This is a genomic window from Lysinibacillus sp. NPDC056220, from assembly GCF_049315265.1.
Classification (GTDB): Bacteria; Bacillota; Bacilli; order Bacillales_A; family Planococcaceae; genus Lysinibacillus; species Lysinibacillus pinottii.
Map to the genome: position 1 here is coordinate 471315 of NZ_JBMOXD010000001.1, position 25593 is coordinate 496907.

Below are 25593 nucleotides of genomic sequence, written 5' to 3' on the forward strand. Positions count from 1 at the left end.
TACTCGTTGCAAGAGCGCGAAAATCTTTTCTATTAATCCAATATATCGACGTAGGTCTTCTTTTGATGGTGACTACCTGCCGCTGAATAAACAATTGTACGAATTGCTTTCGCTACTCGCCCTTGCTTGCCTATGACTTTCCCTCGATCCTCTGGATGAACAAAAAGTTTATAAACAATTCGATTTGCATTTTCATCCGTCTCAATACGAACTTCTTCTGGATAATCGACTAACGGTAAAACGATTGCTTCAATCAGCTGCTTCAAAGACGTCGCCCCCGATTATTTACTGAATTTTTGGTTATGGAATTTCTCCATGATACCTTGTTCTGAGAACAGGTTACGTACTGTATCTGATGGTTTTGCACCGTCAGCTAACCATTTAAGAGCTTTCTCTTCATCAATGTTTACAGTAGCTGGTTGAGTTAGTGGGTTGTAAGTACCAACTGTTTCGATTTGACGGCCGTCACGTGGTGAACGAGCGTCTGCAACTACGATACGATAGAAAGGAGATTTTTTAGCTCCCATACGTTTTAAGCGAATTTTAACTGCCATTTTAATAGCACCTCCGAATAAGTTTCACACAAGATAGTATATTATCAATGTTTAGGTTGTTTGTAAAGTGTTTTTTCTTAACACCTAAAAATTATTATTTAAACAATGAATCAAAGCCTGGTAATTTCATTTTTTTCTTGCCCTTACCACTTGCCATTCCAGTCATTTGCTTCATCATTTTTTTCATTTCATCAAATTGCTTAATCAGACGATTCACCTCTTGAATAGAGGTCCCTGAACCTTTAGCAATGCGCTTTTTACGGCTGCCATTAATCAATTCAGGATTCGTCTTTTCAGCAGGCGTCATGGAGTAAATAATCGCCTCTACACGCCCCATTTGCTTATCATCAACTTTGACATTATCTAAGCCTTTGATTTTGTTTGCACCAGGGAGCATCTTTAAAATTTCATCTAGAGGTCCCATTTTTTTAACTTGCTGTAGTTGCTCCACGAAATCATCAAATGTAAAGGATTGAGTCTTGAATTTTTCTTCTAACTCTTTGGCTTTTGCCTCATCTACATTTGCTTGGGCCTTTTCGATCAGCGATAGAACATCTCCCATACCTAAAATACGAGACGCCATACGTTCAGGATGGAAAGGTTCTAGCGCATCCATTTTTTCGCCCATACCGACAAACTTAATCGGTTTCTGCGTTACAGAACGTATAGATAATGCCGCACCACCACGAGTATCACCATCAAGTTTCGTTAACACAACTCCTGTAATACCAATAGCCTCGTTAAAGCTTTCTGCTACGTTCACGGCATCTTGACCTGTCATTGCATCAACAACAAGAAAGACCTCATCTGGCTCTTTTAATGCGCGTATATCTTTTAATTCTTGCATCAAATCCTCATCGATGTGCAAACGGCCGGCCGTATCGATAATTACGACATCGTGATGGTCTTCTTTCGCCTTTTCAATTGCCTGACGCGCAATCTCTACAGGAGAAATATCAGTGCCTAACGAAAAAACTGGTAATGAAAGCTGTTTACCTAATGTTTCTAATTGTTGAACAGCTGCTGGACGATAAACGTCGGCTGCCACTAACAATGGTTTACGATTATATTTTTTTCGTAGAACATTAGCCAATTTACCTGTAGTTGTCGTTTTCCCTGCTCCTTGGAGACCGACCATCATAATAACAGTTGGAGGCTTCGTATTAAATTTAATTGGGCTTTGCTCGCCACCCATTAATTCGGTTAATTCATCTTGTACAATTTTAATGACTTGTTGACCTGGTGTTAAGCTTTGCATAACATCTACACCAACAGCACGTTCACTAACCTTTTTTACAAATTCCTTGACTACTTTTAAGTTAACATCCGCCTCAATTAAAGCAAATCGGACTTCACGCATCATTTCTTTGACGTCTTGCTCTGATACTTTCCCTTTGCCCTTAATTTTTTGGATCGTTCCTTGGAGTCGTTCCGCTAATCCTTCAAAAGCCATCGCTTTCGCCTCCTAATCCCATTCTTTCAGCTGTTCAATAAGCGCTAACTGCTCTTCAGCTGTCATACTTTGTTCTGTTATCCCCATTGTTAGCTGTGAAAGCATTTGGGTACGTTGTTGAAATTTTTCAAGTAAACATAATTTTTCTTCATATTCCTCAAGCATTGCTTCTGTTCGACGAATATTATCGTAGACAGCTTGGCGTGAAACCCCATACGATTCAGCGATTTCACCTAGTGAGTGATCATCCAAATAGTATAGTTCCATATAACTTCTTTGCTTATCTGTTAATAATGCTTGATAAAAGTCGAAGAGAAAGTTCATGCGTGTTGTTTTTTCAAGTAGCATCGAATATTTCTCCTCCTGCTATTTAGTCATTTGTATCATATCGAAAAGCGCCCGTCTGTGTCAAGGTAATCTCCTTGTCTAAAAGCCTCATTTACTTACTTTTGGGCATTTCTTGCCTTGAGCTAGTATTACTTTCCAACATGTCAATTCAATTTTTCATAGGCGAGCGTTTCTACACGATTACACCCTAGTGAATGAATGTCACATTTCTTATGGAGAGGTTAATCTAACATTAATGACCTATAAAAAAACAAACATTCATCCCCTCCGATACATGAAGGAGATGAATGCTAAATCAAGATAAAATGGCAAAGCCAATTTATCTGTTATTCTTCATTGTTTTGTAATTCTTTATCTAAACCATCAGCAAATAACCCATAGACATATCGTTCTGCATCAAATGGCTGTAAATCGTCCATTTTCTCTCCAAGACCTACAAATTTCACAGGAATGTGTAATTTATTACGGATTGCAAGCACAATACCACCCTTAGCTGTACCGTCCAGCTTTGTTAAAACGATACCTGTCACATTCGTTGCTTCTTTAAATGTTTGTGCTTGAACAAGGGCATTTTGACCAGTTGTTGCATCTAACGCTAATAATACTTCATGCGGAGCACTTGGGATTTCACGGGAAATGACACGATGTACTTTTTCAAGCTCGTTCATTAAATTCACTTTGTTTTGTAAGCGTCCAGCAGTATCACAAATTAACACATCTGCTTTTCTGTTTTTAGCAGCACGAATTGCATCATACATAACTGCTGCTGGATCAGAGCCCTCAGATTGTTTAATCACCTCACAGCCTACACGATCTCCCCACACTTGTAATTGATCAATAGCACCTGCACGGAATGTATCACCTGCAGCTAAAACGACTGTTTTGCCTTGGGACTTTAGACGATGAGCAAGTTTACCAATTGTCGTTGTTTTCCCTACACCATTCACCCCAACAAATAGAATGACTGTCAGTTCACCATCAGGCTGCATATTTAATTCAATTAAATCTTCTTCACCTTGCTCATATATTTCTACAAGCTTTTCAGAAATTAAAGTTTGTATACCATTTGTATCTTTTATATTTTTACGTTGCACTTCGAAACGTAATTTATCCATAAGTTCCATGACCGTTTCAAAACCAACATCGGCCTGTAATAAAAGGTCTTCTAATTCCTCAAAGAAATCCTCATCTACTTTACGATAACGCGCAACAAGGTCGTTGACTTTCGATGTAAAGGAATTACGTGTTTTTTCAAGGCCGGCTTTAAATTTTTGCGTAATAGACCAAGCAGAAGGTTTTTTCTCCTCAGCTGGTTGTTCCTCAATAACTTGTAGTTCTAGCTGCTCTTCTTCCTCGCTTGGAGAAGGCTCTAAATCTTTTGTACCTTCGATGTCTGAAGATTGTTCGGATTCTTTTGTCTCTTCAATTTGTGAAGATTGTTCGGATTCTTTTGTCTCTTCAATTTGTGAGGGTTGCTCGAATTGCTCAGAAGGTTCTTCAATCACAGTCATTGGTGACTCACTGTCTCCTTCTGATTCCTGTTGATGAGAATCCACATCATGTTCAAGAGCCTCTAGTTTTTCTTCCTCCGCTGGATTCCCCATCAATTTATCTTTTAAACGCTTAAAAAAGCTCATCCTTATTTGCTCCTTTGCTCCGCAAGTACGGGTTCGTCTTCTAATTTTACTGATACGAGTTTCGATACACCTGACTCCTGCATAGTTATACCATACAGGACATCCGCTCCCTCCATCGTTCCTTTACGATGGGTAATGACAATGAATTGTGTTTCACCACTAAACTTTTTCAAATATTGGCTGTATCTCACAACATTTGCTTCATCTAAAGCAGCCTCGACTTCATCGAGAATACAAAATGGGACTGGTCTTATGTTTAAGATGGAGAATAATAAAGCGATCGCCGTTAGCGCACGTTCACCACCAGAAAGTAAACTTAAATTTTGTAATTTTTTCCCTGGAGGTTGAGCAACGATTTCAATGCCTGTTTCTAGTAAATTTTGCGGGTCAATAAGCACTAAATCGGCTTGCCCCCCACCAAACAATTCACGGAACACAAGTCTAAATTGTTCTCGAATTGCAAAGAACGTTTCGCTAAAGCGCATTGTCATTTCTTCATCCATTTCTTTAATGGCTTCATGCAATGTTTCTTGCGCCGCAAGCAAATCCTCTCGCTGTTCAGTTAAGAACGTATGTCGTTCGAGTACTCTTTCATATTCTTCAATCGCACCTAAATTAACAGGTCCAAGCTCTTCAATTGATTTTTTAAGCAATTTAACACGTCGGCGTATAAATTCCTCATCTTCTATAGCCCGTGCTTCTTCTTGTGCTTCTTCGAAGGTTAGCTGATAGTTTTCCTCAAGCTGTTCTGTGAAATTGTCCATCTCAAATTCAACACGGTTTCGTTTCAACTCATTTCCACGTATCGCTTCAAGATATCCTTTATGGATTCGTTGTAATTCCTTCAGCTGCGCTTCTAGCGTTGAAAGTTCATTCTGTTGCCCTACTTTTTCTTCTTTTTTCTGAGAAATTGCCTGTTGTAGCTCATCTCTTCTAGCCTTCCAAGTCATCACCTGTTCATCGACCTCTTCATCACTTAAATAATTTGTCGATTCATCAGATTGAAGCCATAATATTTCCTGAGAAATATTTTCAACTTTTTGTTGAGCTTTGTTTAATTGTAGGGCTAAATCAGCTGTAGCTATTTGAACTTGTGACATTTGTTCCTGTATTACAGCTAATTGTGAGCGTTTTTCTGCCAATTGCTCTCGTAATACATCTTTTTCTGTCTCACTTTGTAGTTTAACCTTACTTAATTGCTCAACCGTTTCGTTGATTTCGATTAATTCTACTGCAAGCGCGCTTAAACGTTCCTCTGCTACTTGCTTTTGAGCCAATAATGCCTCTTCTCGTGTTTTTACATCTTGTGTTTCAGTCGAGGCAAAAGTTACTCTAGCCGACAAGCTTTTCTCCACAGCTTCTAACTCACGTAAACGACCCGCCTGCTGCATCTCATCTTTTCGTAATTGCTCCCCTTCAAGCTTCAGCAGCTCTACTTGATCACGAATTGTTGCTAGCTTTTCCTTTTCCGCTGCAACAGCCTGTTCGGCACCATAAATGGAAGCTTGTAGAGACTCTAGCTTTAGAACTAAACCATCTAATTCCGCTTTTCTTGTAAAGAGTGAAGATTGCTGTTTCAAAGCACCACCCGTTAACGAGCCCCCTGCATTAACAATATCTCCATCAAGCGTAACAACTCGATAACGGAACCCACATAATCTAGCAATTTGACTTGCCCCTTCAAGATTTGCTGCAACGATGACATTCCCTAGAAGGTTTTCAACAATTGTTCGATTATCTTCATTGAAAGTCACTAACGCATCCGCCATTCGAACAAATGCTGGGTGCTCAGTGGCCAATTGGATAGTCGCTAGATTAATTTTGCGTGATTTCATTACTGTTTTCGGTAAGAAGGTCGCACGTCCAGCTCGCTTTTGTTTTAGCCAATGAATAGCCTGTTGGGCATGGCGTTCATTAGTTGTGACAATGTGCTGAGAGGCAGCTCCTAAAGCGGTTTCTATTGCTTGTGAATATTTCCCCTCAACTTGAATTAACTCAGCTACGGCACCCTCAATACCTTGTAATTCCCCTTTATCTCGTGCCAGTAGTACTTCTTTAACACCTTGGAAAAACCCTGAAAAGTCAGCTTCAAGCTCCGCTAACGTGTCTTTTCTAGCTTTAAGTTGCTGCTGATGCTGATAAGCTTTATACAGCATATCTTGCTTCTCAGTAAAGGTTGAATTAACATTTTTCAACTGTATTTGCAAAGCATCATATTGGTCTAGCTTTTCTTGCAAATCATTTGTTGTTGTAGTATGTACTGCTACTAGCTGTTCTTTTTCAGCAATAATTTGCATAAGCTCTTGCCCAATTTCATCAGTTTGGTCGGACATTCGTGTTGCCATAGCTTTTTGTTGAGCCAACTGCTGATCGATATTTTTTAACTCATTTTTGATGGTCGCTTCTTCATTCAACGAATCGATATATCGATTTTTTTGCTCCTCAATTTCTTGTTCAATTTCTGTTACCGAGCGATTTAATGATTGCTCTAACTGTTTAATGCTCTGTTTTAGCACCGACACGGCTTGTTGTTTTTCTGAGAATACAGCTTTTTTCTCTTGCTCCTGAATAAGCAATGCCTCTACTTCTGCTTTTGCTTCTTGTAATGACGTATTCAGTTGCTGTAATTGATTGGACGCATTTTGACGCTTTTCAGCCATTAGCGCCTTTCGTCCATCCCATCGTTCTACCTCCATTGTGGCATTAACTAGGTCAGCTTGTGAAACATCCAAATATTCATCAAGTTCTTTTAATAGCTTACGAATATGAATTGTCTGTTTATCGAAAGCTGCAATATCTTGAGCTTGCTTTTGCTCTATCTCAGATAGGTTTGTGTATTCTTCTTTTAGCGCACGCAAAGACTGTGCACAATTTTTAAAATCATGCACAAGAATGGCAATATCAAAATCTTTTAGCTCAGTAGACATTTGTACATAGTCTCTTGCACTAGATGCTTGCATTTCGAGAGGTCCTAGACGACTGTCTAATTCATGAAGAATATCTAATACACGATACAAATTTTCATCTGTCTCAACAAGTTTATGCTCTGCTTTTTTCTTTCTTATTTTATACTTTAGTACGCCAGCTGCCTCTTCAAAAATCGAACGACGGTCATCAGGTCGGCTATTTAAAATTTCATCGACACGCCCCTGTGAAATTATAGAAAAAGCCTCTTTTCCAAGGCCTGAATCCATAAACAAGTCCGTAATATCCTTCAGGCGACACTGCTGGTTATTTAATAAATATTCACTATCACCTGAACGGTATACGCGTCTTGTTACGCTGACTTCTGTATAGGAAAAAGCAAGTTGCTCGTCGGTATTATCTAATATTAGTGTTACCTCTGCAAAGTTGAGCGGCTTCCGAGAGTCACTCCCTGCAAAAATTACATCTTCCATCTTTGATCCACGTAACGACTTTGCCGATTGCTCTCCAAGTACCCAACGTATTGCATCTGTGACATTACTTTTTCCACTGCCATTTGGTCCGACAACCGCTGTAACACCGGGTACAAAGTCAATACCAATGCGCTCCGCAAATGATTTAAAGCCAATCACTTCTAGTCGTTTTAGGAACATCTTTTAAGCCTCCTCTTTTGCAGCTTCTTCTCGCATCATACGCATAGCACATTGTGCAGCTTGCTGCTCGGCTTCTTTTTTCGATTTTCCTCGACCAATACCAAGCTCTTGTCCGTTCAGTAAGACGCTTGATACAAAGGTACGATTATGTGCAGGACCTTTTTCATCAATGATTTCATAATGAAGAAGTCCATTATTTGTTTGCTGTACCATTTCTTGCAATTGGCTTTTAAAATCCATCACATGCGAAAAAGCACCGACTTCTACTTTTGGGAACACGATACGTTCTAAAAATGACACGACCGTTTGTAAATCTTGATCTAAATATAAGGCACCTACAAATGACTCAAACACATCTGCAAGTAGTGCTGGGCGTTCCCGTCCACCTGTTAATTCTTCACCTTTTCCAAGTAAAACAAAGCGACCAAAGCCTAGTTCATTTGCAAAAATAACTAGAGATGGTTCACAAACAATGGATGCTCGTAACTTTGTTAACTCACCCTCGCTCATATTGGGGTATTTCTCAAAAAGATATTTAGAAACAGACAGTTCAAGTACTGCGTCCCCTAAAAATTCAAGACGCTCATTATCCGTAAATAGCTTACGGCGATGCTCATTCACATAAGATGAATGCGTGAATGCTTGATACAATAAATTTTTATTAATAAATGTGATATTTAATTCATGCTGTAGCAGCTCGAATTGATTGCGTACTTTTTCAGGAAGTACGCCAGATTTCTGCATAGTTCCTTTTCTTTTCATAGCCATTGAACAAATCTGCCTTCCTAATAGTTTCTACCGTTTTAGTGTACCTTTTTCAAAGCGTTTATGCAAAAGTATTTCGGCATAAACACAATATTTTGGAAAATTTTTAGCAAATTTATTTCCAAAATCAATTAAGCCTTGGCACATTTGTGTCCCAATCGATCTTCGGGATGTAAATCCACTATATAATTGAAACAAAAAGAGGACGTCTATAGATCGAAAACCGATCTATTTCGTCCCCTTTGAATACATCTTGTCTATTAGATCTGCTTCCCTGTAAAGAAAAGCAGGAAACTATTTCTCCTTTATTCAACCAATCATAAATACCATTTGTATAATTACGATAACCATTACACCAATAAGGGTGATAAATTTCTGCTAAATAAAGTACAAACGAAATTAGTTTATTTTACTTTCGATGTATGAAATTGCAGAACCTACTGTTGAGATTTTTTCAGCATCTTCATCAGAAATTTCCATATCGAATTCGTCTTCAAGCTCCATTACAAGCTCAACTACGTCTAATGAGTCAGCACCTAAATCATCACGGAAAGAAGCTTCAAGTGTTACTTCGCTTTCTTCAACACCTAAACGGTCCACGATTACTTTTGTTACGCGTTCTAATACTGTAGACAAATGATTCACCTCCCCTCAAATGATTATACAAAAAATTAGCGCTCATGCCTAATTGAAATTACATGACCATACCACCGTCTATATGAAGCGTTTGTCCAGTCATATAGTTTGCGTCATCGGATGCAAGGAAAACAACTGCCTTTGCAATATCCTCTGGTTGCCCTAGTTTTGCAAGCGGAATTTGAGTTAGCATCCCTTGTTTAATATCTTCTGGTAACTGATCTGTCATTTCAGTTTCGATAAAACCAGGTGCAATAGCATTAACTAAAATATTGCGAGACGCTAATTCCTTCGCAGTTGTTTTTGTTAACCCAATAACACCCGCTTTAGCAGCTACATAGTTTGCTTGGCCCGCATTTCCAGCTACGCCAACAATCGATGAAATATTAATAATTCGACCAGCACGTTGCTTCATCATTTGACGTGTTACCGCTTTGGTACATAGGAAAACACCCTTAAGATTCGTATCTAAGACATCATCCCATTCATTTTCCTTCATGCGCATAAGTAAATTATCTCTTGTAATACCAGCATTATTCACTAAAATATCAAGGGAGCCAAATGTTTTCACAGCTGTATCCATTAATGCTGTCACTTCTTCTGTTTGAGAGACGCTAGCTTGTACAGCAATTGCCTCACCACCACCTTCTTGAATTATAGCAACCACTTCTTCAGCTTTTGCTTGCGAGCCACTATAATTCACGACAACTTTCGCACCTTCGTCAGCAAGCTTTAATGCAATAGCACGACCTATTCCTCGTGAAGCTCCTGTTACAACAACTACTTTTCCCTCAAGTTTACGCATTGATTGACCACTCCTTTGACGCTTCTAGAACCGCTTCTAATGATGCCTCATCATAGACACAATAGGCAGCAACAGAGCGATCGATTTTTTTCAATAGACCACTTAATACTTTACCCGGGCCACATTCAATAAAGACATCCACACCTTGTGCAATCATTTCGCGCATAGATGCCTCCCATTGAACAGCACTATAAACCTGTTCAACAAGCTCTTGTTGAATAGCCGGAACATCCGTTAACTCCTTAGCCATCACGTTCCCTACAACAGGAATTTGCGGAGCCGCTAAAGTAACATCAACCAACGCAGCTTTCAGCATCTCTGACGATGGTCGCATCAGTTCAGAATGGAATGGACCACTTACAACTAATGGTATTGCACGCTTAGCCCCTGCATCTTTTGCAGCGCTTGATGCCTTCTCAACACCCTCTTTTGTTCCTGAAATAACAATTTGCCCCGGGCAATTAACATTGGCGACCTGCACAGGATGACCTGTTGCAGACACTTGCTCAGTTACTTCATTTAATGCTTCTAATTCCATGCCTAAAATCGCTGCCATAGCACCTTGTCCAGCAGGTACAGCTTCGTTCATATAGAGACCACGTTTATGCACAATCTTCACGGCATCTTCAAAGGACATGACGCCCGCAATAACCAATGCACCATATTCTCCAAGGGAGTGACCTGCTGCATAATGAGGGTGAATTCCGGCTGCACGTAGCTTCTCTGCTACCATTACACCTGTAGTTAATAGCGCTGGCTGAGCATGATATGTTAAAGTTAATTCCTCCGCTGGACCTTCTAACATTAGCTTAGATAGCTCCAAATCGAGAGCTTGGTCTGCACGATCATAGAAGGCTTTACTTTCCGCTGCATTTTCAACAAACTCTTGCCCCATTCCCACTACTTGCGAACCTTGTCCCGGAAAAATAAATGCTATTTTCGTCATTTGAAAAATCCCCTTTGTTAATCAATTTCTATGTGGCGTACTGTTTCTGTAATTGTCGAAATAACAGTATGTTCAACCATTGTGTTTGCTTGGCGGATAGCACTAAAGATCGCTTTCGCATTAGATGATCCATGAGCCTTTATTACAGGTGCCTGTAAGCCAAACAATCCAGCACCACCGTATTCTGTATAGTCCATTTTATGTTTTAAGTCACGTAAATTATTTTTCATAAGGACCGCCGAAATCTTCGTTTTTGTTGAGGACATAAACGCCTCTTTTAACATTGAAAATAAAGCGCCCGCCGTACCTTCAATTGACTTCAACACCATATTCCCCGTAAAGCCATCCGTAACAACAACATCAGCTACTCCTTCAAGTAAATCACGTGCCTCTACATTACCAATAAAATTCAAATTCGCTTCTTTTAATAAATCAAAGGTTGCTTTCGTTAATTCATTTCCTTTTTTATCTTCAGTACCGATATTTAATAAGCCGATTCGAGGTTTTTGTAACCCGCCAACTTTCTTCGCATAAATATCGCCCATAATCGCATATTGTACTAGATGTTCTGGACGGGCATCTGCGTTAGCACCTAAATCAAGCATTAAAAAGCCCTTACCATCAAGTGTTGGTAATGTCGTCGCTAAAGCTGGTCGGGCAATTCCTTCAATACGACCTACTTTAAATAAACCACCTGCCATTAAAGCACCTGTATTTCCTGCTGAGAGACAAGCATCTGCTCTACCCTCATCCACTGCATCCATCATGCGCGCCATGGAAGAATCTTTTTTTCTACGAACAGCACGTGCTGGATCGTCGGTTCCTTCAACTACTTCCTCACAATGTACGATCGTTAATCGATCATGCTGCTTTAAAAATGGCTCAAGCTTCTCTTGCTGTCCATATAATTGAATTTCTAAATTTGGAATTTGCTCTAATGCCAAGAGTGCACCTTCAATTACTGATTTTGGTGCATTGTCTCCACCCATTCCATCTAGCGCTAATTTCATTATTACTCACCTTTACCTTTCGTACGGTACATATCAAATTCACCAACAAAAACGGTTTCGCCATTAACAGTAGATGTTACCTCAACTTTTGTCCGATGATTTTTATCATCTCGTCCGATAACAATCGCTTTTGTAATAACACGATTTCCAGCACGAACAGGTTTCACAAACGTAATAGTAGAATGTACTGTCAATGCTAGTTCATCGTTAATAACGGCAACCGCTAAAGAGTTTGCTTGTGCGAACAAATGATGTCCACGTGCGATGCCGTTGCGCTGGAAAACATGCTCTTCTTTCACATCAAAAATCGAAAGTGCTCGATTATCTAATTCAATATCAACAATTTCTCCGATGACCTCATCAATCGGTAGAGATTTCACTTCATTTTCATAGTTTTTTGAAGCGACATCTTTAATACGCTCTCGTAATTCTGGTATGGATAATTCCATACGGTCTAAGCGAATTGTTTGAACACTTACCTGAAACTGTGTTGCTAGCTGTTCATCTGTGACGAATGGATTTTCAGCTATCGTTTCAGTTAGTAGTCGCTGTCGTTCTTTTTTTGTTCGTCTCAACATCATTCGCCACCTTTTGAGTTGTTATTAGCACTTGGTACTAATATCAGTATATAGAGGTTAAAAAAAGAATGCAAGACTTGTTTTAAAATCAAGTGCCTGCATTCTAGCGTGAATCATATTACTATATTAATCGAAGCGCTCCCCTTGCATAACGCCAGAATCTTCTAACATTTTGCGTAAGTACTGATAGTCGTCATCATGCCAAAAGGCATCGGTTTCCAGCATCATAGTTGCATCTTTGCGAGCGGTTTCAAGAATCCGATAATCATGGACTAAATCAGCTACTTTGAAATCTGGTAAACCACTTTGCTTGCGTCCAAAAAAATCCCCTGGCCCTCGCAACTCTAAATCTTTTTCAGCTAAGCGGAAACCATCATTTGTTTCTGTCATAGACTGCATTCGCTCTTTTCCTTCGTCAGATTTAGGATCAGCAAGTAAAATACAATAGGATTGATGCTCACCTCGTCCAACACGTCCACGTAACTGATGCAATTGCGCTAAACCAAATCGTTCAGCGTCATAGACAATCATAAATGTCGCATTCGGTACATTCACCCCTACCTCAACGACTGTCGTTGAAACTAAAACCTGTATGGAACCATCACTAAAAGCACGCATGACAGCATCCTTTTCATCTGCTGATAAACGTCCATGCATTAATCCCACTTGATAGCGGCCATTAAAATAAGTCGCTAGCTGTTCATAAATTTCAACTGCATTTTGAACATCAAGCTTATCGGATTCCTCAATGAGAGGACAAATGGCATAGGCCTGTCTTCCAGCGGCTAGCTCTCCTTCTAGTTTTGACATGACCGATCCGAATTGCTCTTTTTTCATCCAATGTGTTTCAATTTGTTTACGCCCTGCCGGCATTTCATCAATCATCGACACATCCATTTCTCCAAATGCTGTAATGGCAAGTGTTCTTGGAATAGGAGTCGCTGTCATAAAGAGCACATCTGGGTTTTCCCCTTTATCTCTCAGTATACGTCGTTGTTCAACACCAAAGCGATGTTGTTCATCGGTAATAACAAAACCAAGCTTTTTAAAAATAACATCTGGCTGGATTAAGGCATGTGTACCAATCACAATATCAAGCTCTCCATTCGCCAAATCTGCTAGTATTACACGTCGCTCCTTCATTTTGGTTGACCCAGATAACAAAGCTACACGTACGCCAAATGGTTGGAACCATTCTTGCAAGTTCTCCAAGTGTTGCTCTGCTAAAATTTCCGTTGGTGCCATTAATGCCCCTTGATAACCCGCTGATACTGCAGCATATAGACCGATAGCTGCTACCACCGTTTTCCCTGAACCTACATCACCTTGTAATAAACGATTCATTCGATGTGGTTCCTTCAAATCTTTACAAATTTCATTGACAACGCGTTTTTGAGCATTGGTCAATTCATACGGTAACGCAGCGATAAATTCACGGAGCAAATGCACATCATATTGAATCACAGTTCCTTGTTCATTTTCCTTACGTACCTTACGTAATGCTTGCATACGTAGCTGGAAATTTAATAGCTCTTCATAGGCAAAACGTCTTCTTGCTTGTTTGGCATGTTGCGCATCTTGCGGAAAATGAATCCCCTCCAAGCCTTCTTGTATAGGCAAAAGCTTATAGGAATCCTGAAAATGTTGTGGAATAGCATCAGGCAAATTAGCGCCATATTCGTCCAATACTTGTCGCATATATTTTCGAAATCTTTTTTGTTGAATTAATCCTTTCAGACTGTATACAGGTTCAAAGTCTACTTGATCCGTTTTAGGTCCAAATGAGACCGATGTGCCATTGATGACCTGTCTACCACGATCCCATTTCCCAGTCACTGTAATAATGGAACCAGGTACAAGCTTTTGCTTTAAATAGCCCTGATTGAAAAATACGACTTTCACTAAATGTCTTCCAGCTAAAACGGTTACTTGGAGTCTTGATTTATTGCGGCCTAAAAATAAAATGGTAGGTTCCCGCTCCACCTTACACTCAACTGTAACCCGTTCGTTATGTGGTGTTTGCGCTAAATCCTTTAAACGAAAATCTTCATGTCGATGTGGGAACGTCCATAATAAATCAGCTATTGTATTGATTCCTAGTGATTCAAGATGTGCTGCTGTTTCTTTCCCGACGCCTTTTAATTCATTGACGGGTCCATATAATTCAGTCATCTTATCCCACACTCCCTTCATTGCTTGTTTATGTAGTGTTATAGCCTCTCTATCTTAATGTACCATAAATTATTTCCCTAACCCTACATATAAACAAAAACCCTACCATTGATTGATAGGGTTAGATTTTAATTATTTAATTTCACAGGAGAAACATGTAATTTCTTTCACATATTGCTCATCAACTTCTATTCCCAATCCAGCTTTATGGCTTAACTGCAGGATGTCTTTATCGTATGTAACATTTGCCACATCTTTTACAAACATTAAAGGCCCAACCATCTCGTTGGTATGGATAATCGACTTACTGATCGCTAGGTGTGCCCCAGCCATTGTTGCGATTGCTGATTCTACCATAGAGCCTACTTGACAAGGCATCTCTGCAGCCTCTGCCAGACTTGCAAGAGCTAGAGCTGGATAGATTCCACCTGATTTCATCAATTTTATATTTAGCATATCCGCAGCGCGCATTTCTATGACATCGACTAAATCATAAATATTATGAACACCTTCATCCACCATAATACTATAAGGTGAAAGGGCTCTAATTTCTTTTAATGCTCTTAAATCATGTGCTTTTACAGGTTGCTCGAACCAGTCTACATGACAAGCTGTTGTTTCCCTTATTACTTTTAGTGTCTCCATCCTATTCCAACCTTGATTGGCATCTACCCGGAGTTGCACCTCATCACCTATTGCTCCTCTTACCGCACGAATACGAGCAATATCTAATTCAGCATTTGTACCAACCTTAATTTTAATATTACGGAAACCCGATGCTACAAATTCACTTGCATCTTTAGCCATTTCCTCAGGACTCTTAATACTAATCACTCTTGGCACCTGTAATTCCTTATGTGCTTTTCCACCAATTAATTGATAAACTGGTTGTCCAGTTATTTTCCCCATCAAATCATAGAGCGCAATGTCCAATGCTGCTTTTGCTGAAGGAACTCCATCGATTTTTTCATTAAACTTTTTATGAATACGCTCTACTGCAAATGGGTCTTCATTAATCAATAGTGGTGCTAATTCATGTTTAATAACGTGATACGTACTCTCCCAAGTTTCACCAGTCACATTTTGATCAGGCACAGCTTCGCCCCAGCCAACTACCCCCTTATCCGTCTCGATTCTAGTAAGAATAGTAGGCATATCATCTAAATGAACATACGAAATAACGAATGGTTCCTTTAATTGTAAACGTGCTGCAAACACTTCAACCTTTTTTATCACGATGTAAAACTCCTTTTCGTATAAATAGTTTGATTATTTATGTTGCAAGATAATATTTATAAATAATTGAATCGCATTAGGAAAAACATCTTCATCTAAATCAAATCGTGGATGATGATGTGGATATTGGCTTTTTTCCCCCCCCATACCTAAAAAAACAAATGCTCCAGGCTTATGTTGTAAATAATAAGAAAAGTCTTCTCCACCCATGACTGGTTCGACTACCTTAAATGCGGTATCTCCAAATTGTTCACGTACAATCGATTCAATAAATCGCGATTGTGTCGAATCATTGACGAGCGGAGGTGTTCCTAAAATAAAATTGATTTTTCCCTCTGCTCCAAATGCTCGACAAATTCCTTCTGTTAAACTTACCATTTTCGTTTTTATAATTTTTACAGTGTTCGGTGTCAAAGCTCTGATTGTTCCGGTTAATTTTGCCGTATCAGGAATAATATTATAAGTGGTTCCAGCTTGAATATTACCTACTGTAATGACACCCGCATCAATAGGATTAACATTTCTACTTATGATACTTTGAAAAGCCTGCATTAAATGGCTCGCTATATAAATAGGATCAATTGTTTCATGTGGCATTGATCCATGACCACCATATCCTTGAATTATAATTTCAAAATCATCAATAGAAGCCATCATTGGTCCATGTGTTAGTCCCATCTTCCCTTTCTCTAAACCTTGCCATAAGTGAATGCCAAAAATAGCCTCTACATCTTCCAACACACCTTTTTGAATTAATAAATCAGCACCACTTGGGGTGATTTCCTCTGCTGATTGAAATATAAGCTTAATATTCGGTTCGATTTTTTCTCTATTCAAGCTTATCCATGCAGCAACTGCTAATAAAATTGCAGTATGACCATCATGGCCACACATATGAGCAACACCCTGCTTGTTGGAGATATATGGTTTATCCCCCTCTTCTACTATAGGTAATGCATCTATATCAGCACGTAATGCAATAGTTTTTGATCCATTTGTCCCTTTTATAAATGCCACTACACCTGGAGGTTCGTAATCTAGAATTTCTATATCTAATTCCTCTAGTCTTTGGCGAATAAACTCACTTGTTTCGTATTCCTGACCCGAAAGCTCTGGGTATTGGTGCAGATGACGGCGATCCTCTATTGCTTTTTCTGCTAATTTTTTTATATTCATTATTTCCATTGTTAAACTCCTTTAGAAAGGTCCGTATTGTATGACTTGTGCTATAATAAGAGATATAACAGCTACTGTTATTTGAATAAGCATAAACGGAAAAATCCATTTTATCCATTTCCCCCAAGGAATACCCGCTATTGATAATCCCGCCATTAAAAAACCTACAGTTGGGAATATAATATTCGACATACCATCTCCAAATTGATAGGCAAGTACTGCTGTTTGTCTTGTAACGCCAATCATATCTGATAAAGGCGCCATAATCGGCATTGTTAAGGCAGCCTGTCCACTACCGGATGGTACTAAAAAATTTAAAAATAACTGGAAGATAAACATCCCTACTGCATTTAGTGCAGGTGGAACTGAATCAAGCAATGCAGACGTGTAAAATAGGATTGTATCAATTAACCCTGAGTTATTGAAAATCACTAAAATAGACTGAGCTAACCCAATGATAAGAGCGCCACCCACTAAGTCTCCTGCACCCTTCATAAATGAATTAGCAATATGTGAAGGTGATAGTTTGCCAATAAGCCCCATTAAAATACCAAACAATAAAAATAAACCGGCTATTTCAGTAATGTACCAACCTAGTTTTACAACCCCATACATCAATACGATAAAATTCAAAAGAAATGTAGCCATAACAAGCTTATGTCTTATTTCCATTTTTGAATTCCCCTGCACAAAACCACTCTCATCATTTCTGAAATTTCCGTAAAATCCCATTTCAGGATTATTTTTCACTTTCTTTGCATATCGATAAACATATATTGTTGCTACTGTATATAAGACAATAAATATGACAATTCGAAAAGCAATCCCTGAAAATAAAGGCAAGCCCGCAATTTCTTGTGCTATTCCTACTGTAAACGGATTCATAACAGCTGCCGAAAATCCGACAGATGCACCTAAAATAACAATAGCAAAACCCGTAATTGCATCAAAACCTAAGGCAACAGCCAGCGGTGCAAGAATTCCTACGTACACAATCGTTTCATCAGACATCCCCATTAATGACCCAGCACAGGCGAAAAACAACATCAATACTGGTATTATTAACATTTCACGTTTAGCCATTTTTACAGATAGCATGGCGATAAAGGATTCCAATGCGCCTGTGGCTGAAAGTATTCCAAAGGTACCTCCTACAATCAGTACGAAGAAAATAATACTTGCTCCTTGCATCATGCCAGAATGTACGCTGCTAAAAATATCTAAAAATCCGATGGGGTTCATCTCTGTAAAACTAAATGTTCCCGGTTGAATCACTTGACGTCCATTAACTTCTTCCCGTTGAAATGAACCTGCTGGGATAAAATACGTTAAAATAGATGCTACAACAATAAGGCAAAAGATTAACACATAAACATTAATTCCTTTTTGTTGCTCAATTTCTTTATTAGCTATAAATTTACTCATCCACCATCCTCCTTCGTTGAATCATTGATTAAAAACAAATTTTTATTACCACTATCAATGCATATCGTATCTCTCCAACATAAAAAGCCATCCCCTTTTTTTGAAATTTCCGTCTTATTCATTGTAATAGATAAAAAAATAAATAAAAAATTACTATTTCGAATAGTTACTATTGATAAATTTACATATAAATTCATCGGGATACATCAAAAAAATTACAAATAAAAAAATGTTACATTCCTGCGATTTCACCAGGTTGCAACATTCTTTTCATATACAAATCATTTAAATTGTTTTCCATGTATCTTTAACTAAATCAATAAAAGTACTTACATTACTAAATGTTTTAGCATTTTGAGGATAGATTAAATAAGTAGGTAACTTTTTAGGGAATCGGTAAAGAACTTGAAGACTCCCTTTACTTACCTCTTTTTGTATAATGAGATCACTCAGCAAGGCTAGACCCACTTGTTCCATTACTGCTCTCTTTATCGCTTCCTCGCTTCCAAATTCCACTATCGTTTGGGGCTTACACTGAATTTCTTGAAGGCAACTGACAATACAGTCATCCATACCATAGGTTATAAAGGGATAATCATCGAATATTTCCTGAACAGTATGATCCTTTATAATAAAAGGATTTCCAACTAATACCAAATCCTCTTCCTCCAATAAAATCCCCTCTACGCCAGCGTAACTCGGGTATCCAGCTACAAAACCTATATCTGCTTGATTTGAACTCACAAGTTTCGCAGTTTCTTTACTATTGGCACAAAGAAGTTTTAGGTTTACCTGGGGATATTGTTTTAAATACGAGCCGATAATATGGGATAAATAATAGCCACAATAAAATTCTGGCGCAGCAATTGTCAAATGGCCAAATGGCTTTTCGAAATTCTTTAAATCCTGTTCCATTTCCTCTATAATCCCAAATAATTGATTTGTATGTTCCTTTACTATTTTTCCTACTTGAGAAAGAAACATTTTCTTGCCTATTCGATTAATTAAGATATGTCCTAATTCTTCCTCTAACGCTTTAATTTGTTGGCTAATTGTAGGCTGGCTATAATTTAAAATTTGAGCCGCTTTTGTAAAGTTGAGGTAAGTTGAAACAACATGAAACGTTTTCAAATTACGTAAATCCATCTCTATTCACGTCCCTGCTATAAATTAAGATACATACATTTCCCTTATTAAAATTTAATTATACTTAAATCGACTATGTACGTAAGAGGGTTTTTCTTTCCATTACGTTATCAACCAACATAAAAACATGCTACCTGTTGGGATAGCATGTTTTTCATGTTTTTATTGGATAGCTTTAATACTTTGTAATCCACCATTTTCGAGAATGGCTTTACTAATAGCCTTACCTGTTGGAGTTGCCGCTAAACCACCGCGTGCTGTCTCTTTCAGGTTTGGACTCATAGATTGTCCAATGCGATACATCGCTCCAATTACTTCATCACATGGAATTCGGCTTGTGACACCTGCTAGCGCCATATCTGCTGCTACAAGAGAATTGGCAGCGCCCATTGCATTACGTTTAACACAAGGTACTTCCACTAAACCTGCTACAGGATCACAAACAAGGCCCAGCATATTTTTTAACGTAATCGCAAATGCTTCTGAACATTGTTGTGGTGTTCCTCCAGCCATCTCAACAATAGCTGCCGCTGCCATACCTGCCGCTGAACCAACCTCTGCTTGGCAGCCACCTTCAGCACCTGAGATGGAAGCATTATTAGCCACAACAAAGCCAAATGCACCAGATGTAAATAAATAACGAATCATTTGCTCACGAGTTGGATTCAGTTTATTTTTCACCGCAAAAAGAGTACCTGGTACAACCCCTGCGGAACCTGCTGTTGGCGTTGCACAAATTGTTCCCATTGCTGCATTGACTTCATTGGTTGCAACTGCTTTACTTACTGCATCTAATAATAAATCCCCCGAAAGTGATTTTCCTTGTGCAATGTAATTTTGAAGTAACACGGCGTCCCCACCAGTTAAACCTGTAACGGATTGTACACCCTTTAATCCACGTTCAACCGCTTCTTCCATCACGGTTAGGTTTCGATCCATTTGTTGAATAATTTCTTCTCTTGTTCTGCCAGTTATCAATATTTCCTGCTCAATCATAATTTCTGATATTAATTTATCTTCCTGTTCTGCTCGTTCCACAAGCTCCCGAACATTATGAAATAAAACGTCCATTCTGGGACACCCCCTTAATTATTAATTTTAGATACTTTTGTAATATATGGAATTAACGAAATCTGCTGTAGTACTTTTTCCTCAATATTTTGATCGACTTCAATAACCATTAAAGCTGTTAAACCACGTTCTATACGTGATACTTCCATATGTCCAATATTAACCTCGTGCATCGCTAAGCAATTGGCTACGTTTGCTATGCAGCCAGCACGATCGTCATGTACAACAAGAATCGCCGGCATGCCACCTGTTAAACGTAATTTAAAGCCATTTACTTCACTTACTTCTATTTTACCGCCGCCAATAGAAATCCCGACAACAGACATTTCACCTTCATCGTCTCCAATAACTAGACGTGCCGTATTTGGATGCTCAGTATTAGCTGTTTCTGGAATAAATTCATATTCCAATCCTGCTTTTTCTGCATCTTCAAATGCCGTTTTAATACGATCATCAAATGTGTCGTAGTTCAATAAGCCCCCAACGATGGCAACATCTGTCCCATGCCCTCTATACGTTTCTGCGAACGAACCATATAAATGAATTTTCGCCCATTTAGGTTGTCTACCAAATAAATCCCTTGCAACTCGTCCGATACGAGCCGCACCTGCCGTATGAGAGGAGGAAGGCCCAATCATCACTGGTCCAATAATATCAAAAACCGAAGTAAATTTCATACAAACACCCCTCTATTCTATTCCTATAATAATATTTATATTTACTTATATCATGCTTGATAGTTACTACAAAAGTAAAGTATTTAATTTGTCAGCTTTCAGAAAATTACCACTACTATAATTTGTGGCCAAACTAGATATGTTATACTTTGTCCATACCCTGTGCACATACAACAAAAACCGTTGATATTCCAATATTTCCAATTTTTATATCTTCTAGATACGTACATTCAACTATGAATAGTACGTATGTTTCCGACTAAACAGAGACATCACTTTCTTTGTAGCATAAACAAAAGCAGTACACATTTTGTGCACTGCTTTCTTTACGGGATAGCAAAGTAGCATGTAATTATTCTACTGAAATAATATATGGATATAACCCTTGTTTTCCATCAAATAATTCAACTTCTACGTCTGGATAGTTCTTCTCAATGAATGCTACTAGCTCTGTAGCATCTTGTTCAGTTGTATCCTCTCCATAAATAACTGTGACAATTTCTGCATCCTCATCAACTAAATCGATGATTACTTTTTCAGCTGCATCTTTTAAAGCTGGTGTAGAAAGGACAATTTTCCCTTCTGCTAACGCCATAAAATCATCTTTATGGATTTCAACACCATCAATAGATGTATCACGCACAGCATAAGTTACTTGACCAGTCTTTACATTTGCAAATGCTTCAGTCATCGACTTCTTGTTTAGGTCAACGGCTGCTTCTGGATTAAATGCTAAAATCGCAGCCATACCTTGAGGAATTGTCTTCGTTGGGACAACTGCTGCTTCAATTTCTAACAGCTCTACAGCTTGCTCTGCAGCCATCACAATATTTTTATTATTTGGGAGGATTAAAACTTTTTCTGCACCAATTTCTTGTACCGCTTTCACGATATCTTCTGTTGAGGGGTTCATCGTTTGCCCGCCTTCAATGACATAAGACGCACCAATAGAACGCAATAATCCTGCAACACCCTCGCCCATCGCAATTGTTACAATAGCATATGGATGTTTCTCTATTTTTTTCGTTGTCATAGGTGCCTTATGCTCTTCACCAACGATAGCTGAGTGTTGCTCACGCATATTATCGACTTTTATCTTCATCAGACTACCATATTTTTGTCCAATTGATAAAACAGAACCTGGCTGCTCAGAATGGATATGAACCTTGGCAATTTCTTCATCAGAAATAACAAGTAACGAATCTCCTAAAGGACTTAATTCTTGACGGAATTGCTCCTCATTAAATGGCTCTTTCCCATCTTCTAAGCGCACCATTATTTCTGTACAATAGCCAAATTCAATATCTTCAGTGTTCATAAAGTCTTGAGCTCTATGATGCTCTGCATTGATTAGGTCATCTAATGTCGCATTATTTTTCTCTGGGAGAGGCTCACCTTTTAAAGAAGCTAAAAATCCTTCATAGACAAACAATAAGCCTTGGCCACCACTATCGACAACCCCTACCTCTTTTAAAACAGGTAATAAATCAGGTGTACGATCTAATGATGCCTTTGCCTCTGCAGTAAAAGCTTCCATAACTGCAATGATATCGGTTTCAGTTTCTGCCACTTCCACACCTTTTTTTGCCGCTTCTCGAGCAACTGTCAGTATTGTTCCTTCGACAGGTTTCATAACGGCTTTATATGCTGTATCTACACCAGCTTGGAAGGCACTAGCAAAACCTTTCGCATCAATTGTCGCTTCTTTTTCAATGAATTTTCCAAATCCACGGAATAATTGTGATAGGATTACACCAGAATTTCCACGGGCTCCCATTAATAAACCTTTTGATAAGGCCTGTGCCGTTTTACCGATATGCTCTGAAGCAGAAAGCTCCGTTTCCTTTGCTCCAGATGTCATCGATAAGTTCATATTTGTCCCTGTGTCACCATCTGGTACTGGGAAAACATTTAATGAATCTACATAATTTGCATTTTGGTATAGGTGATGCGCACCCATTTGTACCATTTCTGCAAACTTTATACCGTCTAAAGACTGCATTCGATTTAGTTCCTCCTCTTAATTCGCTACACGAACGCCCTGTACAAAGATATTGACAGATTTTACGCTCATACCCAATGTTTTATCTACTGTATATTTCACTTTCGACTGTACTTGGTAAGCAACTTCCGAAATTTTTGTCCCGTAACTAACAATAATGTACATATCAATATGTAAATCGTCGTCTTGTTGTCGAATCACAACACCTTTTGTGAAGTTTTCTTTACGTAAAATATCAGTTAGACCATCACGAATTTGATGTTTAGATGCCATGCCAACAATCCCGTAGCATTCTACAGCAGCACCACCAGCAATTTGTGCAAGTACATCTGTTGAAATATCAATTTGGCCGAATTCATTGTTTAACTCAATTGACATAGAAATGCCCCCTTGGCTCTTTTTGACTAAAGTATATTGTAACACTTTCGTTGTAATTTAAGCAACCTAAGGGGGTAAAGAAAGGCTATGTAGCAACGTTTTGTGACTTTAAATCAACGTATTTGTGGATTCATCGAAAATGGTCTTCTTCCAATTAAATTTATTTCCGCCAATTTGTTTTATGAAATATAACGCTCGATCAGCAAGTTCACAGCCTATTTATTTACCCTCATATCTCAAAATCTTACCATGACACATGCCTATGTGAGCATCTCCTTATATTTACTTCCAATATAGATTTTTTTCAGCATGAACATGACAAGTCAATACTAGAAATAAAAAAAGCTGATACTATAAAAGCATCAACTTTTTATTGTATTTAATTAAAATAAGCTTTTTATAAGAGTATCTATCATAATAGGCATTTCTTTAAAGGCACTATCTACATGTAATCTTTCTGTTTTTTGGTGTGCATCCTTTCCAAATGGTCCTACATTTAAAACCGGTCCTTGTAATGCGGTCATTTCTTTAAATGGAATATTATACGTATTCCCCCATACAGGTGTATTACGCTCGAAGGCTAACCATTCATCTGATTCATCTGTATAGTTCACATAGCTTAAATCACAAATCCCGTTAAAATAATGTATTTGCTGCACTTCAATGTCGAATGTTTGCGCTGTTTTCTTCATTAATTCAATCGATTTTACAACAAGTGGATGATTGGATGAATTAATAGCCGGGTAATAAGGTGGTGCATATAACAGAACAGTGGCTGGTGCTAATTCCTGACAACGTATCATGAGCTGATCAACGATACGAATTGACTTTTCACGGTCATCCCATGTACTTTGCTTAAGAACTTGTGATTTGATAGAATCGACTTCTTCAGCCCCCAGTTTCCGGACGGCATGTTCTAAGAGAGCTTCATATCGTAATACGTTGACTGTCCCCACACCTTGTACTTTTTCTCGTTTACAGATTTGCAAATACTGTTCGTTACAAGCCGACATTGCTTGGAATGCGACCTTTTCAAATATATCCATTACTTCTGCTGCTGTACGTTTTAATAAAAATACATTATAAAGAGCAGCAGCACGATATGGTGTTTGTGTAGAGTATTCCATTTTCAAGTCTTTTAGCTGTAAAGATACCGGAAGTGGTGTGCTCTCTCCTAAATCTGTTTCGCGGAAAAGAGGATTCCACTCCATATGCTGTGTCATATAAGAAGCAATAAAATTAGCTGTCATTCCCTTTAAAGGCTCACCGACATGTGTTTCTTTGCCATAAAATAGAGCAGCAGGCATAATCTTACCAATAGTGCCTGAATAAATATATTCATTTGTATCAGCGGGTCCTTGTGAAAAGGACGGTTCACTATTTAAAAATAATTGGTACGTTAAATCATACTGTTCACGTATTCTTACAAGCTCTACAACCGCGGCTCTCATTCCCGCTGAATTCACTTCTTCATCTGGGACCGCAGTTAAAATTAAATTAATGGGCCATTGCTCGAAGCTTGCCTTTTCAATTAGCTGCATGTGTAATGCCAGTCCCATTTTCATATCCATTGTGCCACGACCAAACAAATAATTACCTGATTCCAAATCAATTTTAGCGGCTTCTGGTAAATCCTTTTTGTATTTATGCTCCATTAGCTTTTTAGTCAATTCCTCAGGGAAAAAAGCTAGAGGCTCTAACTCACCATATTCCTCAGTATGCACTGTATCGAAATGACTTATTAGCACTACTGTATCGATTGCTGTAGGATGTTTATATAAAGCAGTTACAGCGTTTCTTCCAAGACCTGCCTCATGCAATTCGATAAACTCAGGGTGCTGAGTAAAATATGGAAGCGCTAACAGTTTATTTTTCAATTTATAGGCAAATTCATTTTCCCCCTCAGTCAATGTTCTACTATCCCAGCTAACAATTTCACATAGTAGTGCTCGCAGTTTTTCTGGGGTATTCCACATGTAATTTTCCATAAAAATTCTCCT

General features: G+C 38.6%; 22 protein-coding genes. All 22 read right to left on the bottom strand.

The genetic code is table 11. From position 1 onward, the window contains the following. Positions 1 to 32: 32 nt before the first annotated feature. Complete coding sequence (locus ACOZBY_RS02330; protein ID WP_004269410.1) at positions 33 to 266, bottom strand: KH domain-containing protein; 234 nt, start codon at positions 264 to 266, stop codon at positions 33 to 35. A gap of 15 nt (positions 267 to 281) precedes the next feature. Beyond that, complete coding sequence (gene rpsP, locus ACOZBY_RS02335; protein ID WP_004269411.1) at positions 282 to 554, bottom strand: 30S ribosomal protein S16; 273 nt, start codon at positions 552 to 554, stop codon at positions 282 to 284. 94 nt (positions 555 to 648) lie between these two features. Next, a complete protein-coding gene (ffh, locus tag ACOZBY_RS02340; RefSeq protein WP_031418979.1) occupies positions 649 to 2007 on the bottom strand; it encodes a signal recognition particle protein in 1359 nt (452 codons plus the stop codon). A 12-nt stretch (positions 2008 to 2019) separates the two neighbouring features. Then, on the bottom strand, positions 2020 to 2355 hold the full coding sequence (locus tag ACOZBY_RS02345) for a putative DNA-binding protein (RefSeq protein WP_012293242.1): 336 nt from the start codon (positions 2353 to 2355) through the stop codon (positions 2020 to 2022). Between the two features lie 326 nt (positions 2356 to 2681). Further along, positions 2682 to 3992 carry a signal recognition particle-docking protein FtsY gene (gene ftsY / locus ACOZBY_RS02350; RefSeq protein ID WP_325881178.1) on the bottom strand — a complete coding sequence of 437 codons (1311 nt, stop codon included), beginning with the start codon at positions 3990 to 3992 and terminating at the stop codon, positions 2682 to 2684. Positions 3993 to 3994: 2 nt separating this feature from the next. Further along, the gene (gene smc / locus ACOZBY_RS02355) at positions 3995 to 7570 is read right to left on the bottom strand and encodes a chromosome segregation protein SMC (protein WP_031418977.1); all 3576 of its coding nucleotides are present in this window, start codon (positions 7568 to 7570) and stop codon (positions 3995 to 3997) included. 3 nt (positions 7571 to 7573) lie between these two features. Continuing rightward, on the bottom strand, positions 7574 to 8338 hold the full coding sequence (gene rnc / locus ACOZBY_RS02360; RefSeq protein ID WP_012293239.1) for a ribonuclease III: 765 nt from the start codon (positions 8336 to 8338) through the stop codon (positions 7574 to 7576). 396 nt (positions 8339 to 8734) lie between these two features. Continuing rightward, a complete protein-coding gene (acpP, locus tag ACOZBY_RS02365) occupies positions 8735 to 8971 on the bottom strand; it encodes an acyl carrier protein (protein ID WP_008181678.1) in 237 nt (78 codons plus the stop codon). Positions 8972 to 9029: 58 nt separating this feature from the next. Beyond that, entirely contained in the window at positions 9030 to 9776 is a 747-nt protein-coding gene (fabG, locus tag ACOZBY_RS02370; RefSeq protein WP_012293236.1) for a 3-oxoacyl-[acyl-carrier-protein] reductase, read from the bottom strand. Next, positions 9769 to 10722 carry an ACP S-malonyltransferase gene (fabD, locus tag ACOZBY_RS02375; protein ID WP_031418976.1) on the bottom strand — a complete coding sequence of 318 codons (954 nt, stop codon included), beginning with the start codon at positions 10720 to 10722 and terminating at the stop codon, positions 9769 to 9771. Before fabD ends, fabG begins: the two co-directional genes overlap by 8 nt. A gap of 17 nt (positions 10723 to 10739) precedes the next feature. Then, positions 10740 to 11732 (bottom strand): phosphate acyltransferase PlsX, encoded by a 993-nt coding sequence (plsX, locus tag ACOZBY_RS02380; protein WP_031418975.1) that lies wholly within the window; start codon positions 11730 to 11732, stop codon positions 10740 to 10742. A 2-nt stretch (positions 11733 to 11734) separates the two neighbouring features. Then, positions 11735 to 12307, bottom strand: a complete 573-nt coding sequence (gene fapR, locus ACOZBY_RS02385; RefSeq protein ID WP_031418974.1) for a transcription factor FapR — start codon at positions 12305 to 12307, stop codon at positions 11735 to 11737. Positions 12308 to 12436: 129 nt separating this feature from the next. After that, positions 12437 to 14482: an ATP-dependent DNA helicase RecG gene (recG, locus tag ACOZBY_RS02390; RefSeq protein ID WP_031418973.1), complete on the bottom strand. Its 2046-nt coding sequence runs from the start codon at positions 14480 to 14482 to the stop codon at positions 12437 to 12439. Positions 14483 to 14614: 132 nt separating this feature from the next. Then, positions 14615 to 15718 carry a mandelate racemase/muconate lactonizing enzyme family protein gene (locus ACOZBY_RS02395; protein ID WP_422761402.1) on the bottom strand — a complete coding sequence of 368 codons (1104 nt, stop codon included), beginning with the start codon at positions 15716 to 15718 and terminating at the stop codon, positions 14615 to 14617. Between the two features lie 33 nt (positions 15719 to 15751). Further along, positions 15752 to 16903, bottom strand: a complete 1152-nt coding sequence (locus ACOZBY_RS02400; protein ID WP_422761404.1) for a M20 metallopeptidase family protein — start codon at positions 16901 to 16903, stop codon at positions 15752 to 15754. 12 nt (positions 16904 to 16915) lie between these two features. Beyond that, on the bottom strand, positions 16916 to 18319 hold the full coding sequence (locus tag ACOZBY_RS02405; protein ID WP_422761406.1) for a YfcC family protein: 1404 nt from the start codon (positions 18317 to 18319) through the stop codon (positions 16916 to 16918). A 285-nt stretch (positions 18320 to 18604) separates the two neighbouring features. Next, entirely contained in the window at positions 18605 to 19465 is an 861-nt protein-coding gene (locus ACOZBY_RS02410) for a LysR family transcriptional regulator (RefSeq protein WP_012293226.1), read from the bottom strand. Positions 19466 to 19627: 162 nt separating this feature from the next. Then, positions 19628 to 20536 carry an L-serine ammonia-lyase, iron-sulfur-dependent, subunit alpha gene (sdaAA, locus tag ACOZBY_RS02415; RefSeq protein ID WP_012293225.1) on the bottom strand — a complete coding sequence of 303 codons (909 nt, stop codon included), beginning with the start codon at positions 20534 to 20536 and terminating at the stop codon, positions 19628 to 19630. 14 nt (positions 20537 to 20550) lie between these two features. Then, entirely contained in the window at positions 20551 to 21213 is a 663-nt protein-coding gene (sdaAB, locus tag ACOZBY_RS02420) for an L-serine ammonia-lyase, iron-sulfur-dependent subunit beta (protein ID WP_031418969.1), read from the bottom strand. Positions 21214 to 21565: 352 nt separating this feature from the next. Further along, positions 21566 to 23215 carry a DAK2 domain-containing protein gene (locus tag ACOZBY_RS02425; RefSeq protein WP_012293222.1) on the bottom strand — a complete coding sequence of 550 codons (1650 nt, stop codon included), beginning with the start codon at positions 23213 to 23215 and terminating at the stop codon, positions 21566 to 21568. Between the two features lie 18 nt (positions 23216 to 23233). Beyond that, positions 23234 to 23593 (bottom strand): Asp23/Gls24 family envelope stress response protein, encoded by a 360-nt coding sequence (locus ACOZBY_RS02430; RefSeq protein WP_012293221.1) that lies wholly within the window; start codon positions 23591 to 23593, stop codon positions 23234 to 23236. Between the two features lie 383 nt (positions 23594 to 23976). Further along, entirely contained in the window at positions 23977 to 25581 is a 1605-nt protein-coding gene (locus tag ACOZBY_RS02435; RefSeq protein WP_012293220.1) for a M20/M25/M40 family metallo-hydrolase, read from the bottom strand. Positions 25582 to 25593 lie beyond the last annotated feature (12 nt).